Origin of the sequence: Acinetobacter sp. 8I-beige (assembly GCF_902505955.1) — a bacterium.
In the GTDB taxonomy this organism is placed as follows: Bacteria; Pseudomonadota; Gammaproteobacteria; order Pseudomonadales; family Moraxellaceae; genus Acinetobacter; species Acinetobacter johnsonii.
In genome coordinates this window covers 745,951-761,625 of record NZ_LR732790.1, presented here as the reverse complement: position 1 = coordinate 761,625, position 15,675 = coordinate 745,951, and the positions used below count along the sequence as shown (strand labels likewise).

Sequence of the window (15,675 nt, the reverse complement as noted above, 5' to 3'; positions counted from 1 at the left end):
CTGTTATTCAGCTACGATCGCTAAAGCGTCATTTACGAGCTGAGCTTGTTGTTTTGCATGCAAATATGGTGAACCACAAGCCGGTGCAGCAGAAGCTTCACGACCTGCATAACTGATACGTACTGGTTTAGCCGACTTCATTACATCATCATATAGACGAGGAGCAATAAATAACCAAGCGCCTTGGTTCTTCGGCTCTTCTTGCGTCCAAACAATGTCTTTTACGTTTGGATATTGAGCAAGAACTTCAGCAATACGTTGTTCAGGGTATGGATACAATTGTTCAATACGAACGATTGCAGTGTTATTCAACTCTTGCTCACGACGTTTCTCAAGCAAGTCATAGTAAACCTTACCACCACAAAGCACTAAACGGGTTACGTCTGCTTTGTTGATGTTGTCGATTTCATCAATCACAGTTTGGAATGTACCGTTTGCAAGTTCACTTAAAGTAGACGTTGCAAGCTTGTGACGAAGTAAAGACTTCGGTGACATAATGATCATTGGCTTACGAATTGGGCGAATCGCTTGACGACGTAAAGCATGGAAAATCTGTGCAGGCGTAGTCGGTGTCATCACTTGCATGTTGTCTTCAGCACATAGCTGTAAGAAACGCTCTAAACGTGCAGATGAGTGCTCTGGACCTTGACCTTCAAAACCGTGAGGAAGAAGTAAGGTTAAACCACACACACGCTCCCACTTGGTTTCACCTGATGCGATGAACTGATCGATTACCACCTGTGCACAGTTTGCGAAGTCACCAAATTGTGCTTCCCAAATGATCAAACTCTTAGGCAGAGTCGTTGCATAACCATACTCAAAACCTAACACCGCCATTTCAGACAACAATGAGTCATAAATAGCAGTACGTGGTTGATTTTCTTTGATATGACAAAGTGGAATGTACGTTGAACCATCCACTTGGTTATGCAGTTTTGCATGACGGTGTGAGAAGGTACCACGACCAACGTCTTCACCAGTCAAACGAACCAAATAGCCATCATCTAAAATAGATGCATAAGCCAAAGTTTCTGCAGCACCCCAGTTCAATGGAATTTCGCCAGTTTGCATTTTTAAGCGATCATCAATCACTTTTGCAACTTGACGCTGCATCACAAAACCTTCAGGAAGCTCGCGCATTTTGCGACCAAGCTCTTTTAAGCGATCTTCAGAACATGTGGTATCCCATACGTCTGTATAGTCATGCCCTAAGTACGGTGCCCAATCTACAAACATTTTTGTATTTGGTTCAAGTACCAATGCATTTGCAACGTGCTTACCTGCTTCTAAATCAGCACGGTAGTCTTCAACCATTTGATCCGCTTTAGCACGGTCTAATACGCTTTCTTGAACCAATTGGTCTGCATACAGCGCACGCGTTGTCGTTTTCTTATTGATGACTTGATACATCATTGGCTGAGTTGCAGCTGGCTCGTCCGCTTCGTTGTGACCACGGCGGCGGTAACAGAACATGTCAATGACAACGTCTTTACGGAAAGTATGACGGAAGTCATGTGCCAATTGCGCAACAAACAATACTGATTCAGGATCATCACCGTTCACATGGAAAATCGGTGCTTGGATCATTTTCGCGATGTCCGTACAGTATTCTGTAGAACGCGCATCACGTGGATCAGATGTTGTGAAACCAACTTGGTTATTCACCACAATATGAACCGTACCACCCACTGTATAGCCACGTGTTTGTGACATTTGGAAGGTTTCTTGGTTAACACCTTGACCTGCAAATGCAGCATCACCGTGAACAATTACTGGCAATACATCATCGCCACCAATATCTTTACGACGTACTTGACGTGCACGTACTGAACCTTCAACCACAGGGCCGACGATTTCTAAGTGTGATGGGTTAAACGCCAATGCCAAGTGAACTTCACCACCTTGAGTCATTACGTTTGAAGAGAAACCTTGGTGGTACTTAACGTCACCAGAACCTTTTTTATGTAAGCTCTTACCTTCGAACTCACCAAATAGGTCTGCTGGGTTTTTACCCATGATGTTTACAAGAAGGTTCAAACGACCACGGTGAGGCATACCAATGACCACTTCTTTACAACCTACAGAACCTGCACGCTGAATCAAAGCATCAACCATTGGAATGAAAGATTCACCACCTTCCACGCCGAAACGTTTTGCACCAACGTATTTATTACCTAGGAATTTTTCTAGGCCTTCAGCCGCAGTCAAACGCTCTAATACGTGTTTTTTCTGTTCTGCAGTGAAGTTGAATTGACCACGTGCACCTTCAAGGCGTTGTTGAATCCAACGTTTTTCTTTGGTATCAACAATGTGCATGTATTCTGCACCAATTGAAGCACAGTACGTTGCTTCCATGGCTTGAACCATTTCACCTAGAGTTGCTTCATCTTTACCAATCAAAAGATTACCTGTATTGAATACAGTGTCGAAATCAGATTGGGTTAAGCCATGTGCAGCAAGGTCAAGATCCGGCACGATTTCACGTTTTGCCAAACCTAAAGGATCAAGCTTCGCTTTTTGGTGACCGCGGTTACGGTACGCTGCGATCAGTTGTAGTACGCCAATTTGACGACGTTCATGTTCTGTACTAACAGAACTTTGTACCACTGCTTGAACACGACTTGAATTACGACCTAGTAATAAGAATTGCTCACGTACATTGCTGTGTGGTTGATCACCTTTCGGGTATTTATCGAAGTATGCACGCCAGTCAGCTTCTACTGAGTCTGGTGCAGCCAAGTACTGCTCATAAAGTTCTTCAATATACGCTGCACTATCAGCGGAAAGTTCAGTGTCAAGACGCAATGCGTCAGCAACTTCTTGCATTTGTGGACCCATTTCCTATTGCAAAAACATTTCAGGATGCTTTTTAAGCGAACCCATGATTAGTAATGTCAAATTGGTAACATGACATTAGTCCCCATAAGGCGGATGCCATGAGGCGTTATCACTACATTAGAATTACCCAATGTGACAATGAATCATAACGCCCTCAGCGGCATCATCACTCATTCATACCCGGCCAAAACCGAGCAATTTTTTGCAAATCGACTTAGAAAAAATAAGGCGATGCATTATTTTTTCTAAAGCGACTAACCCTTCATTTATACTCGCTCTAATGCGGCTTAAATGTTGAATTAATGTACATATTTAGCGCGCATTTTTTAAATATAAACGTGCAAAAATTTTAACATACTCCCCATATTTCAATTGATTTTTTTGACACATACCTTTCATAAATTGGCGAAATACACATATCAAAATTTCATCTAATATATGGTGCTTTAAATAAAACCGAGTTTCAACGTAGACCAAAGTCTACTCCAAAAAACACATACGAAAAGAGAGCATCATCTTTCAATATGCCCTCCCCATCAACAACATCCATATTAACATCTTCATAACTTTTTTTGCAGACTCATACTTGCACTTATTTATGACATTTGTTTTAAATCGCCGCGCTTTTCACCAATCTGGTGCAATTTATACAAAAGCCACCTATCACAAACAAAAATAGTGCCAAGCTCACGCTTTCACTCAACTTTATTTTTTACAGCAAAAATCTCGCTATAAAATAAAAAAGCACACCCTATAGGTGTGCTTTTTCTAACTGATAAATCAGCCTACAGATTAACCCGCAGCATCTAAAAGCATGTTACGGATGTGACCGATTGCTTTAGTTGGGTTCAAACCTTTAGGACACACTGATACACAGTTCATAATACCTTTACAACGGAATAGCGAGAATGGGTCGTCTAGACGAGCCAAACGCTCTTGAGTTGCTGTATCACGAGAGTCAATGATGAAACGGTATGCATTCAACAATGCTGAAGGACCCAAGAACTTGTCTGGGTTCCACCAGAATGATGGGCATGAAGTTGAACAACATGCACAAAGAATACATTCGTATAAACCATCTAAGTGTTCACGCTCTTCAGGAGACTGTAAACGCTCTTTTGGCGGCGCAGGTTGGTTGTTGATCAAGAATGGGTGAATTTTGTTGTACTGATCGTAGAACTGATTCATATCCACAACTAAATCTTTAACCACCGGCAAACCAGGTAAAGGACGAACTGTGATCACTTCTGGTAAGTCGTTTAGGTTCCAAAGACACGCTAAACCATTTTTACCATTGATGTTTACACCATCCGAACCACAAATACCTTCACGGCATGAACGGCGGAATGTTAATGATTCATCCTGTACTTTCAATGCAAGAAGCGCATCAAGCAACATACGGTGCTTATCAGTCAACTCTAACTTGAAAGTTTGCATGTACGGCGCTGCATCCTTATCAGGATCGTAGCGGTAGATATTAAATGTACGAGTACCTCTACTCATCTTACTTCTCCCAATTAGAATGTACGTGGTTTAGGTGGAATTGCAGCAACAGACAATGGCTTATAACGTACTGGCTTGTACTCAAGACGGTTATCGCTAGAGAACCATAATGTGTGCTTCATCCACTCATCATCACGACGACCATATGGGTAAGCTGGATGATCTGGCGACTCTTCAAAGTCTACAACCGTATGCGCACCACGGCACTCTTTACGAGCTGCTGCTGAGATCAATGTTGCTTTAGCCACTTCATACAAGTTTTCAACTTCTAAAGCCTCTACACGCGCAGTGTTAAATACTTTAGATTTGTCTTTCAAGTGAATATTGCGTACACGCGGTTCAATCGCAAGAATCTGCTTCACACCTTCTTCAAGAAGTGCAGTTGTACGGAATACACCAGCATGGTCTTGAACGATGTCACGAATTGCATCTGCAACTTCTTGGGCATTTTCACCAGTTGTTGAATCATCCAATTTACGGATACGTGCAACAGTTTGCTCAAGCACAGTCGTAGGAAGCGGTTGGTATTCATCACCGTGATGTTTAGTCACGTAGTCAATGATGTGCTCACCCGCAGCTTTACCAAATACAACCAAGTCTAGTAGCGAGTTCGTACCTAAACGGTTTGCACCATGTACAGACACGCAAGAACATTCACCAATTGCATAGAAGCCTTTAACAGGTTTCGTAAAGTTACGATCGCCCGCATTAGTCGAATAGATATCGCTATCTTTGTCATAATGTGCTGCAAATGCTTCAGTTTCAGAACCTTCAGGCACAACCACTTGACCGTGGATATTCGTTGGAATACCACCCATTTGGTAGTGAATTGTTGGTACAACTGGAATTGGCTCTTTGGTGATGTCAACGTTCGCAAATTTCTTACCAATCTCGAATACAGATGGAAGACGTTTCATGATCGTTTCAGCACCCAAGTGCGTCATATCAAGCAAGATGTAGTCTTTCTTCGGACCACAACCACGACCTTCTTTAATTTCTTGGTCCATAGAACGTGATACGAAGTCACGTGGTGCCAAATCTTTTAAAGTTGGTGCATAGCGCTCCATGAATGGCTCGCCAGCATCATTACGAAGGATTGCACCTTCACCACGACAACCTTCAGTTAACAATACGCCTGCGCCAGCAACACCCGTTGGGTGGAACTGCCAGAATTCCATATCTTGCAATGGAATACCTGCACGAGCCGCCATACCAAGACCGTCACCAGTGTTGATATAAGCATTGGTTGATGCACGGTAAACACGACCCGCACCACCTGTAGCAAACAATGTCGCTTTGGCTTGGAATACTGCAATTTTACCTGTTTCTTGGTCAATTGCTGTTACACCAAGAACATCACCTGCTTCGTTACGAATCAGGTCAAGCGCGATCCACTCAACAAAGAATTGCGTACCCATTTTCACATTGCTTTGATAAAGCGTGTGAAGAAGTGCGTGACCTGTACGGTCAGCAGCAGCACATGCACGTGGAACCGCTTTTTCACCGTAGTTTGCAGAGTGACCACCGAATGGACGTTGGTAAATCGTACCGTCTGCGTTACGGTCAAATGGCATACCCAAGTGCTCTAACTCATAAACCACTTGTGGCGCTTCACGCGTCATAAATTCGATCGCGTCTTGGTCGCCTAACCAGTCAGAACCTTTAACAGTGTCGTAGAAGTGGTAGTGCCAATTATCTTCTTGCATGTTACCAAGAGATGCACCAATACCACCCTGCGCTGCAACTGTGTGCGAGCGAGTTGGGAATACTTTAGTTAAAACAGCAACTTTCAAACCAGCTTGAGCAAGTTGGTAAGACGCGCGCATACCTGAACCACCACCACCAACGATAACAGCATCGAAAGTTTCGTGTGGAATATTTGTGTAATCTTCTTTAGGGGTTATAGCGCCCATGATCTATTCCTATCAATTCGCCCAAAAAATCTGGATTGCCCAGATCGCATATGCAAATACAGCAATAATTACTGCTGAAGTCAGTACAAGGCGTAAACCTGAAGCTGAAGGACCCATTTGACGAGTAGTCACATAATCCGTGAATACCTGCCACATACCAATCCAAGCATGTGCAACAAGAGATAAGACGGCCAATAAAGATAAAATCTTCATTGGAGCTGTCATCATAAAGCCGTACCACTGTTCATAGCTAAAACCGCCATTGCATAGGATCCAACCTAAAACAACAACTGTATAAACCGCTAATACGACAGCACTTACACGTTGGATAAACCAATCGCGAGAACCTGAACCCGTTAAACCAGTAGCACTTTTCATTAGATAACAATCCATACAAATGCCGCAACGATACCGATTGCAGACAAGATCAATGAAATAGTAGCTGCGATACGACCACTTTGCAGTTCTTCAGCAATACCGATATCTGCAAGTAAGTGCTTAACGCCCGCAATAAAGTGGAAAATTAAGCCGGCTACAAATACCCATACGACAAAACGCACAATGAAGCTATTAAAAATAGCCTGAACTTGAGCAAATCCTTCAGGCGAAGACAATGACTTGTCTAAGATCCATAGAAGTACCGGTACGAGTAAAAATACGATGACACCTGATAGACGGTGTAAGATTGATGCAATAGCCACAGGGGATTTTAAGTTTACTTCTAAAACTTGACCCATGGACAAATTGACAGGTCTGTTGCTTTTCACAGCGGGCATCCTGTAAGTAAAAACTCCATCCGGAGTTTGTTGGAATTAATTCGAAGGAAAGCTGGCATTGTTCAGCAGCTACTTTAAAACTCTAAATTAAATAGCGTTTGAACTTAAAACGACACTGAATTATAAGACGTGAACTATCAAAATACAAACAATGCCCTTGGCCTTTTTGCATAAAAATTCTTTAAATAAGAATCATTAACACATAGATAAATACCTTGCGCTACAACACTTTAGCTTCAAATCTCAGCTATATGGTTGGTTTTTATAAAATAAACACCAAATTCAAGCGCTAAAATTTATACAAAAACGGTAAAATTCGACTTTAGACTAAAGATGCACAAAAAAGTCTTGTTTTTAAAACTGGCTAATTTCACTGCATTATTTTAAGCATTTTTTATTTATATATAAAATGTTCATTATTTTATTTTAATATAGTGGCATAAATATGCATGATGTTGGTGCAACAGATTAATCCCCTACAAGATTGAAATATCTCGTAATAAATTTTAATTAAAACAATTTTTTCACATCCGTATAAATAAAAAAAGTGACTTATATATCGTTTTCGAAATACCAAATAAGCTATTTTTTATACAATTAAATCATTTTTTTTGAGTCACTTATTGTTTTTAACAATGACTACGAAAGCAGCATTTTCTTTTTAAAATGATGCGTAAGTTACGAGAATCATAATAAATGTAAATATATGACGACTTGAATTCTGTTTCTTTTCAAGCGCTTTTTTCAATATAAAACTGCTTACAATTGCGCCAGCAACATTTTTTATTTATGCACTTGCTCCTTGAATTAACTTATTATAGTGTGTCGGTGCTGTGATTTTATGCAAATTTTAATGGATTAAATCTTAACTATAACTTCGGAAGTCATCATTTTATCCATAAGTATAATTGACAAAATTTCAGCACTCTCTACTCTTAGAGCAAATTTTTAATCCGTCTGATTCGTGCATTAAAAGATGAGTATTTCGAGTCAGATAAATCATTCACCAGGACAGGAGATCTATTGAATGTCTGAAGCAACTGGCAAAAAAGCCGTTTTACAGCTTGATGGCAAAGAAATTGAATTACCAATTTACAGCGGCACATTGGGCCCAGATGTAATCGACGTTAAGGATGTATTGGCCGCAGGTCACTTCACTTTTGATCCTGGTTTTATGGCTACTGCTGCATGCGAGTCTAAAATCACTTTCATCGACGGTAACAAAGGTGTGCTTTTACACCGTGGCTACCCAATCGACCAGTTAGCAACTAAAGCTGACTACTTAGAAACTTGCTACTTACTTCTCAATGGCGAGCTTCCAACAGCTGAACAAAAAGAAGTATTTGATGCTAAAGTTCGTAACCACACCATGGTTCACGATCAAGTTAGCCGCTTCTTCAATGGTTTCCGTCGCGATGCTCACCCTATGGCGATCATGGTTGGTGTAGTTGGTGCGCTTTCTGCGTTCTATCATAACAACTTAGACATCGAAAATGTTGATCACCGTGAAATTACAGCGATCCGCTTAATTGCTAAAGTACCTACTTTGGCTGCGTGGAGCTACAAGTACACTGTAGGTCAACCATTTGTTTACCCACGTAACGACTTAAGCTACGCTGAAAACTTCTTATACATGATGTTTGCTACTCCAGCAGACCGTGATTACAAAGTAGATCCTATCCTTGCTAAAGCAATGGACCGTATCTTCACGCTTCACGCAGACCACGAACAGAATGCTTCTACGTCTACAGTACGTTTAGCTGGTTCTACTGGCGCGAACCCATATGCATGTATCGCTGCGGGTATCTCAGCACTTTGGGGCCCTGCTCACGGCGGCGCGAACGAAGCTGTTCTTAAGATGCTTGATGAAATCGGCACTGTAGAAAATGTTGCTGACTTCATGGAAAAAGTGAAAACTAAAGAAGTTAAACTCATGGGCTTCGGTCACCGTGTGTACAAAAACTTCGATCCACGTGCGAAAGTAATGAAAGAAACTTGCGACGAAGTTCTTGGTGCGCTTGGCATCAACGATCCACAGCTTGCTCTTGCTATGGAACTTGAACGTATCGCGCTTTCTGATGAATACTTCATCAAACGTAACCTATACCCGAACGTAGACTTCTACTCAGGTATCATCCTTAAAGCGATTGGTATCCCGACAGAAATGTTTACAGTAATCTTCGCGCTTGCACGTACTGTTGGTTGGATCAGCCACTGGTTAGAAATGCACAGCGGTCCGTACAAGATCGGTCGCCCTCGTCAGCTTTACACTGGCGAAGTTCAACGCGACATCAACCGTTAATTCGGTATGCGTTGATAGATAAAAAAAACCACCCGCATGGGTGGTTTTTTTATATATTAAACTCTAAACCTGCAATCCATGAATGACGCACTTAAAGTATTAAAAGGCCTGGACAGACTCAGGCTTTTTTATTATTAATGAAGCTACTTTAAGCCTCAATAACCTCGTAGTGCTTTAGCTCAAGCGCAGATAAACGTTGCTTTAACTCGGCCAAGGACCACGGCCAAGCCGCGAAGTTACGCCCATTTTGATCTAAATAATAGCTTGAGCAACCACCTCGGTTAAATACTGTGGTTTTCAAATGGGTTTGCACCTTGGCATTGTGATAACGTAGAACATCTCGTTTCACCATCATACGTTTAAAGCCTTGCTGCTTCATTTTTAGTAGACCATCTACAATGTACTGAATCTGCGCTTCAGCAATGCCAATAAAAGAGTCATAGACCAAGATATTTGACCCCAATACCAAAAAGGCATTCGGCACATTTTCCAAACTTGTCCCCAAGTACGCTTCTGGAGAACTGCCCTTCCAAAGGTCGGCCAATCGCTCACCTTGAGCATCCCATACACGTTGGCCAATCGGAGGATGTGCCACTTCAAAACCAGTTCCCCAGATAATGACATCGACCTCAAATCGCTCCCCATTTGCCGCAATGACACTCTGCTCATCAATCTCGACCAAACCTTGTGGCAACAACGTGACATTGTCTTGTTGCAGTGCTGGATAATAATTATTGGCAAATAAAAGTCGCTTACAGCCGATCGAAAAGTTAGGCGTTACGGCTTTACGTAAGGAGTCATCCTGTATTTGCAATTTTAATAATTGACGGCTTAAAACATTGACTGGCTCAAGCAGTGACGGATGACGCAGACCAAAGTTGATCCCATTTAAAATACTGGAAACACTGTTCCTCCAGCCTTGCTGAATCATCGGGAATTTGGCCACCAGCGACTTCACTGTAGTATTGAGCTGCATATCCGCTTTGGGCAAAACCCACGGTGCAGTCCGCTGAAATACGATCAACTCTTTCGCCAACGGCTGAATTTGTGGAATAAACTGAATTGCCGATGCGCCAGTTCCAATGACTGCAACCCGCTTTCCCGTTAAGTCATAATCATGATTCCAACGGGCTGAATGGAACATTTCTCCTTTAAACCCCTCTATCCCTTTAATTTTAGGTAAGGACGGTTCTGTAATCGGCCCTGTGCTAAAGATCACGGTTCGTGCTTGATATGCCCCTTGAGAAGTTTCGAGTTGCCAAATACTTGCCTCTTCATTCCATTTTGCACTGAGCAACTCATGCTGAAAACGGATTTTATCTTGCAGCTCAAACTGCTCAACCACCTGTTCCAAGTAACATAAAATTTCAGGTTGTTTCGCAAATAAATGGCTCCATTGATGACTAGGTGCAAAGGAAAATGAATACAACGCCGAAGGTACATCACAGCCACAACCAGGGTAATTATTATCACGCCACGTACCGCCGACCCTATCCGCTTTTTCTAAAACCAGATAGTCCTGATAGCCGACTTGTTTCATTATATAAGCCGCAGCAATGCCCGAAATCCCAGCCCCTACAACAATGGTATCGTAAGTATGTACAGCTTTAGGACGAAGCACAGCCTTTTTACGGGTCTGCTTAGGTTGAGCTTCCGTACTTTTTGACGTGGTAGTTTGATCTCGCATTTGATCAGACGGCGCTTGCACATCTGCTTGCTCTATCTCTAATTGCATTTCCATATTCATTTTTCTCTATTCTTATTTTGTGATTTGATTAAACAGTGGATACCCCAAACCTAAAAGCTTGACGTATAAGCTTGGCGATGCGCGTTTCATCCACCAAAACAATTTGGCATCGGGTTGTGGAATGGTATAAAGCTTGCCTGCATCTAAGCGATTTAATGTTTTTTTGACTACAGCATCACTGGTGGTAAACGCATGGTTCATCAGCAGTTTGTCAGCCAGTCCAGAATAGCGACTTGGCAAACGCCCATTCTTCATAATATTGGTCGGTACCAAGGTTGGACACAGTACATTGACTGCAATGTTATAAGCCTGAAGCTCTGAAGCTAAGGTTTCTGATAGTGCCAAAACACTAGACTTAGTCACGTTGTACGCTGTCATTTCAGGGGCTGCGGTATAGCCCGCTGCCGATGCCACATTGATAATGGCACCAAAACCTTGCTGTTTAAATTTGGGTACAAAGTAGTGGCAACCATGAATCACCCCCCACAGGTTGACATGCATACACCATTGCCAATCCTCCAGCGACACCTCATCAAACTTACCACCTAGCCCAACTCCGGCATTATTGATGAGCAAAGTAACAGGATGTCCCAAAAGCTGTTCCGCTTGCTCCGCCAAAGCGTATACAGATTCGTTTAATCCAACATCACAATGCACCGCATAGGCTGACGAAGATGTCATCGACTGAATCAAATCTACCGTCTCCTGTGCCGAGCTCAAATCAATATCTGCACAGATGACATCACCACCACGCTTTGCCAGTTCCAGTGCAAAGCTACGACCAATTCCACTGCCTGCGCCCGTTACAACTGCGTAGGCCTTTTGACTTGGTTTATTTTTTTTACTCAACAGTCCCATGTCATAACCTCCTTTTTATGATTTAAGTACTGGAGTAAATTCTTTGGTGAAATAGGGGGCTAACACTCCTGTTTCAGGATGTAGTAAACGTTCTTTGTAATAATCTAAAAATGCAGAAGTGTCATAGTCATTCGGGTGAAAACTTGGACGTAAATAATCAAAAATATGCATCCAACTGCTGCCATAAACACCTCGTTTCAGCCCAAACAAGAGGCCGAAACTGCGCGGCACATCCTTCCAATAACTAAGGCTCACCAAATTAGACGGTTTGCGATAAAACGGGACAAAAACTGACGCCACGGAAATTAGCAGCAAAATGGTGATAAGGGCTGGAAAAAAGCCTGCAATACGTAAGGCATAGTTATTGGAAAGTGATTGAAACACATCATACGCAATGTCTTTATGCTCAGATTCTTCTAGCATGTGCCACATCCAAATCGCCCGTTGCTTTTCATCTTGAGAATCGAAGAAAATCTCTTCATGGTTCATCATGTATTCAGACAGCACTGCAGTAAAATGTTCAATGCCTGCCATCAAAGACAATTTCATCGGCTGCGGTAAGCGGTTAAAACCGTAGTCAAAAACGATTTCAGCTAAATAGCGAAAAATACCAACGGGTAAATCAACCTGTTTAAAAGTATCGTTCAATTCTTCATGTAGCTTTGAATGCAGTGCCTCCTGTCCAATTAAAGAAGTCACACGTTGTTTTAATACAGGGTCTGAGAGGAAATCGCGGTGATAACGGGCGGTATCAATCACCAAGTCTTCACCATAGGTCAGAAAGATCGAGAGTGATGCAAAGTAAGCACTCGCTAGCTCTGCATTTAAGTAAAATTTGGGATCAATTTTCTCAGCTTCAAAGTCAAATTTCATATGCCGAATCGGAATAATCGCAGACTGTTTTTCAGCATTGAATACTGGTCCTGCAAAAATTTGGCTGGCTTTACCTTTCAATGGAAGAGCAATACGCATAGGACATTCCTTCTTATTTTTAGCTCATTTTTCAGGCTCAATCTCACGATTTTTACCTGTGCTTTGCATTCAAAATAAGAGTCCGCTTCCCCCATGCCACTGGCATTTTTCTTCAAATGATTTGCAATTTATGACTTTAAAATCTGTTGTCTAACAATCACTCCACAGATTTATCTATCGGGGTCAGAACGAGGCTTTGTGTGCCACAAAAGGAATGCACTGCTCATAGGCTGAGCACTCTTCGCCATAGTGTTTTTTGAGAAAATAGTCTTGCACCATTTGCGCCTGCTGTTCAATGCCATAGCTTAAAAACTGCTTCCCTTGTTTTAATGCATAGCGATATTGACGGTTAAAAAGTGCCTTACGGACTACAGCGAGTCCCTGCTGAATTTGCCAAACATGCGTTAGCTCATGAATCAACCAGGCTTGTTGATGAATGGATTGATCGGCAAAATTTTCGCACCAGTCTTTGATATTAAAATAGACATGTCCATTGGGGCTAATCGCATAATGAGGCAGCACTGCCCGATGCGCGATAATTCGAACCGAATCCATGTTCAGACTGTTCCCAAAAATGCTGCTGGCGAGCTTTTGCTCCCCTTCAGTCAAGGGCCGATTTTTAAGTTCAAACTTTTGCTGTATTTTTTGTAAAAGCGGTTGAAACCACACAATCACACTCCATAAAGACATTAGAATAATTTGTTCTTTTTAAGGACATTTACGGATTTTTTTTAGAATATCCCTTAAAAAAAATCGCATTTCGTATATAGTATTCGCACTTATTATTGATTAATACTTCTATTTGTTTATCGTCACTTACACCACGTAGAACTTATAGCTATAACAAACTCAATCGTCGTGTATATCCCTATAGGTATAGGATTTAGTTGGAAATGAAAAGTTTTAAAATTGCACTTGCACAGTTCTCTCCGCACATTGGCAACCTTGAAGCAAATGCCCAAAAAATGTTGGAGCAGGCCAATGAAGCAAAAAAACAAAATGCTGATTTAATTATTTTTCCAGAACTTTCGAGCATTGGTTACCCAGCAGAAGATTTACTTCTACGTCCTAGCCTAACCAAACGCACGCAACAAGTTTTTGAACAACTTAAAACAGTAAAAGACATTGTGATGGTCTTTGGTTTTGTCAACCAAACTGAAGACGGTCAACGCTACAACGCCGCTGCGGTCATGAAAGATGGACAAGTTTTGGGTGTGTATAACAAACAAAACTTGCCAAACTATAGCGTGTTTGATGAAAAGCGTTACTTCACCGAAGGGCATCAACATCTTGTTTTTGAATATATGGGACATAAGTTTGGTGTGTTGATTTGTGAAGATGTTTGGTCACTTTCAACAGTACAACAACTGGCACAGCTCAATGTAGAAACGGCTTTGGTCTTAAATGCTTCACCATATGAAGTCGGTAAGCCACAGCACCGCGTTGAAACCATGTCTGCACTGGCAAAACAAATGAACCTCAACTTGGTTTATGCCAACCAAGTCGGCGGTCAAGACGACCTGATCTTTGATGGTACAAGCTTCGTGATTGCCAAAAATGGTTCAGTTGTACTTCAAGCTGAAAGCTTTAAAGAGTCTCTGTATTTCGCTGAATACGAAGCAGAACAACAAGCCTTTAAGGCCAATGCGCTGCCGCCTGCTTTAGACACTATGGCAGAGATTTATCAAAGCTTAGTGATGGCGACTCGCGACTATGTACAGCGCTCAGGTTTCCCTGGGGTGATTTTGGGTTTATCAGGCGGAATCGACTCAGCTCTAACTCTTGCCATTGCAGCCGATGCGATTGGCGCCGATAAAGTCCAAGCCGTAATGATGCCATATACTTATACCGCTCAAATCAGTGTAGAAGATGCAGCTGAACAAGCGAAGAGTATGGGGGTGACTTTTGGGATTGCTGAAATCAACCCGATTGTGAACAGCTTTATGCAAACGCTTTATCCGTTTTTTGGCAACAGCCCTGCGGATGCAACTGAAGAAAACTTACAAGCGCGTGCCCGCGGTACACTGCTAATGGGTTTATCCAACAAATTTGGTAATTTAGTCCTGTCTACAGGCAATAAATCAGAATTGGCGGTGGGCTATTGCACGCTCTATGGTGACATGGTCGGTGGTTTTGCCGTACTGAAAGATGTGTATAAAACCATTGTGTTTGAACTTGCGAAATACCGTAACAGCATTTCAGACAAGCCTGTGATTCCTGAGCGTGTGATTACTCGCCCACCTTCAGCAGAGCTACGTCCAGATCAAAAAGACCAAGACTCTTTACCGCCATATGATGTACTGGATGCCATTTTGTATGCCTATATCGAAGAAGATATGAGCCAAGATGACATCATTGCCAAAGGCTTTGATGCTGAAATGGTTTCAAAAGTAATTCGTTTGGTCGATTTCAATGAATACAAACGTCGCCAAGGCGCAATTGGTCCGCGTATCAGCTCACGTGCATTTAGCCGTGAACGTCGCTACCCTATCATAAATGGCTGGAAAGCTGGCGTATAAGCACTTTCTCCAATAAAAAAGCCCAAACATGTGTTTGGGCTTTTTTATATCGACATATTCAAATCTATTTTTTAAGCACAAAAAAAGAGACCAAGCTGAGAGCTTGGTCTTTTAAAATGGTGGCTATGACGAGACTTGAACTTGTGACCCCCGCATTATGAGTGCGGTGCTCTAACCAACTGAGCTACATAGCCGTAAACTGTGGGGGCATTATCTATACATATTAAACACCCGTCAAGCCCCACCC

The 15,675-nt window shown here is 42.1% G+C and carries 11 protein-coding genes and 1 tRNA gene; 2 read left to right on the top strand and 10 right to left on the bottom strand.

The features are described 5' to 3' along the window. Positions 1-3: 3 nt before the first annotated feature. The 5 genes from GVX98_RS03590 to sdhC all read right to left on the bottom strand — a co-directional run bounded on the left by GVX98_RS03590 (position 4) and on the right by sdhC (position 7,030). Positions 4-2,826 (bottom strand): 2-oxoglutarate dehydrogenase E1 component, encoded by a 2,823-nt coding sequence (locus GVX98_RS03590; RefSeq protein ID WP_062034018.1) that lies wholly within the window; start codon positions 2,824-2,826, stop codon positions 4-6. 804 nt (positions 2,827-3,630) lie between these two features. After that, positions 3,631-4,341, bottom strand: a complete 711-nt coding sequence (locus GVX98_RS03585) for a succinate dehydrogenase iron-sulfur subunit (RefSeq protein ID WP_004982744.1) — start codon at positions 4,339-4,341, stop codon at positions 3,631-3,633. Between the two features lie 14 nt (positions 4,342-4,355). Continuing rightward, positions 4,356-6,254 (bottom strand): FAD-binding protein, encoded by a 1,899-nt coding sequence (locus GVX98_RS03580; protein ID WP_010327291.1) that lies wholly within the window; start codon positions 6,252-6,254, stop codon positions 4,356-4,358. A 12-nt stretch (positions 6,255-6,266) separates the two neighbouring features. Next, on the bottom strand, positions 6,267-6,632 hold the full coding sequence (sdhD, locus tag GVX98_RS03575; RefSeq protein WP_004695554.1) for a succinate dehydrogenase, hydrophobic membrane anchor protein: 366 nt from the start codon (positions 6,630-6,632) through the stop codon (positions 6,267-6,269). Next, complete coding sequence (gene sdhC, locus GVX98_RS03570; protein ID WP_005400408.1) at positions 6,632-7,030, bottom strand: succinate dehydrogenase, cytochrome b556 subunit; 399 nt, start codon at positions 7,028-7,030, stop codon at positions 6,632-6,634. The genes sdhD and sdhC overlap by 1 nt, the downstream gene beginning before the upstream one ends. A 1,027-nt stretch (positions 7,031-8,057) precedes the next feature. Between sdhC and gltA the strand changes: the two genes are divergently transcribed. Continuing rightward, on the top strand, positions 8,058-9,332 hold the full coding sequence (gltA, locus tag GVX98_RS03565; protein WP_004695551.1) for a citrate synthase: 1,275 nt from the start codon (positions 8,058-8,060) through the stop codon (positions 9,330-9,332). Positions 9,333-9,480: 148 nt separating this feature from the next. On the opposite strand, the gene GVX98_RS03560 is transcribed toward gltA, so the two are convergent. The 4 genes from GVX98_RS03560 to GVX98_RS03545 form a co-directional block, all read right to left on the bottom strand. Further along, on the bottom strand, positions 9,481-11,073 hold the full coding sequence (locus GVX98_RS03560; RefSeq protein ID WP_159127278.1) for an NAD(P)/FAD-dependent oxidoreductase: 1,593 nt from the start codon (positions 11,071-11,073) through the stop codon (positions 9,481-9,483). 18 nt (positions 11,074-11,091) lie between these two features. Then, positions 11,092-11,937: an SDR family oxidoreductase gene (locus tag GVX98_RS03555; RefSeq protein ID WP_159127277.1), complete on the bottom strand. Its 846-nt coding sequence runs from the start codon at positions 11,935-11,937 to the stop codon at positions 11,092-11,094. Positions 11,938-11,952: 15 nt separating this feature from the next. Continuing rightward, complete coding sequence (locus GVX98_RS03550; protein WP_159127276.1) at positions 11,953-12,909, bottom strand: metal-dependent hydrolase; 957 nt, start codon at positions 12,907-12,909, stop codon at positions 11,953-11,955. 183 nt (positions 12,910-13,092) lie between these two features. Next, positions 13,093-13,599 carry a type IV secretion protein Rhs gene (locus GVX98_RS03545; protein WP_151835868.1) on the bottom strand — a complete coding sequence of 169 codons (507 nt, stop codon included), beginning with the start codon at positions 13,597-13,599 and terminating at the stop codon, positions 13,093-13,095. Positions 13,600-13,802: 203 nt separating this feature from the next. Here GVX98_RS03545 and GVX98_RS03540 point away from each other — a divergent pair, with 203 nt between their 5' ends. Beyond that, on the top strand, positions 13,803-15,428 hold the full coding sequence (locus GVX98_RS03540; RefSeq protein WP_004982772.1) for an NAD+ synthase: 1,626 nt from the start codon (positions 13,803-13,805) through the stop codon (positions 15,426-15,428). Positions 15,429-15,545: 117 nt separating this feature from the next. Here GVX98_RS03540 and GVX98_RS03535 read toward each other — a convergent pair. Beyond that, a tRNA-Met gene (locus GVX98_RS03535) sits at positions 15,546-15,622 on the bottom strand. Positions 15,623-15,675 lie beyond the last annotated feature (53 nt).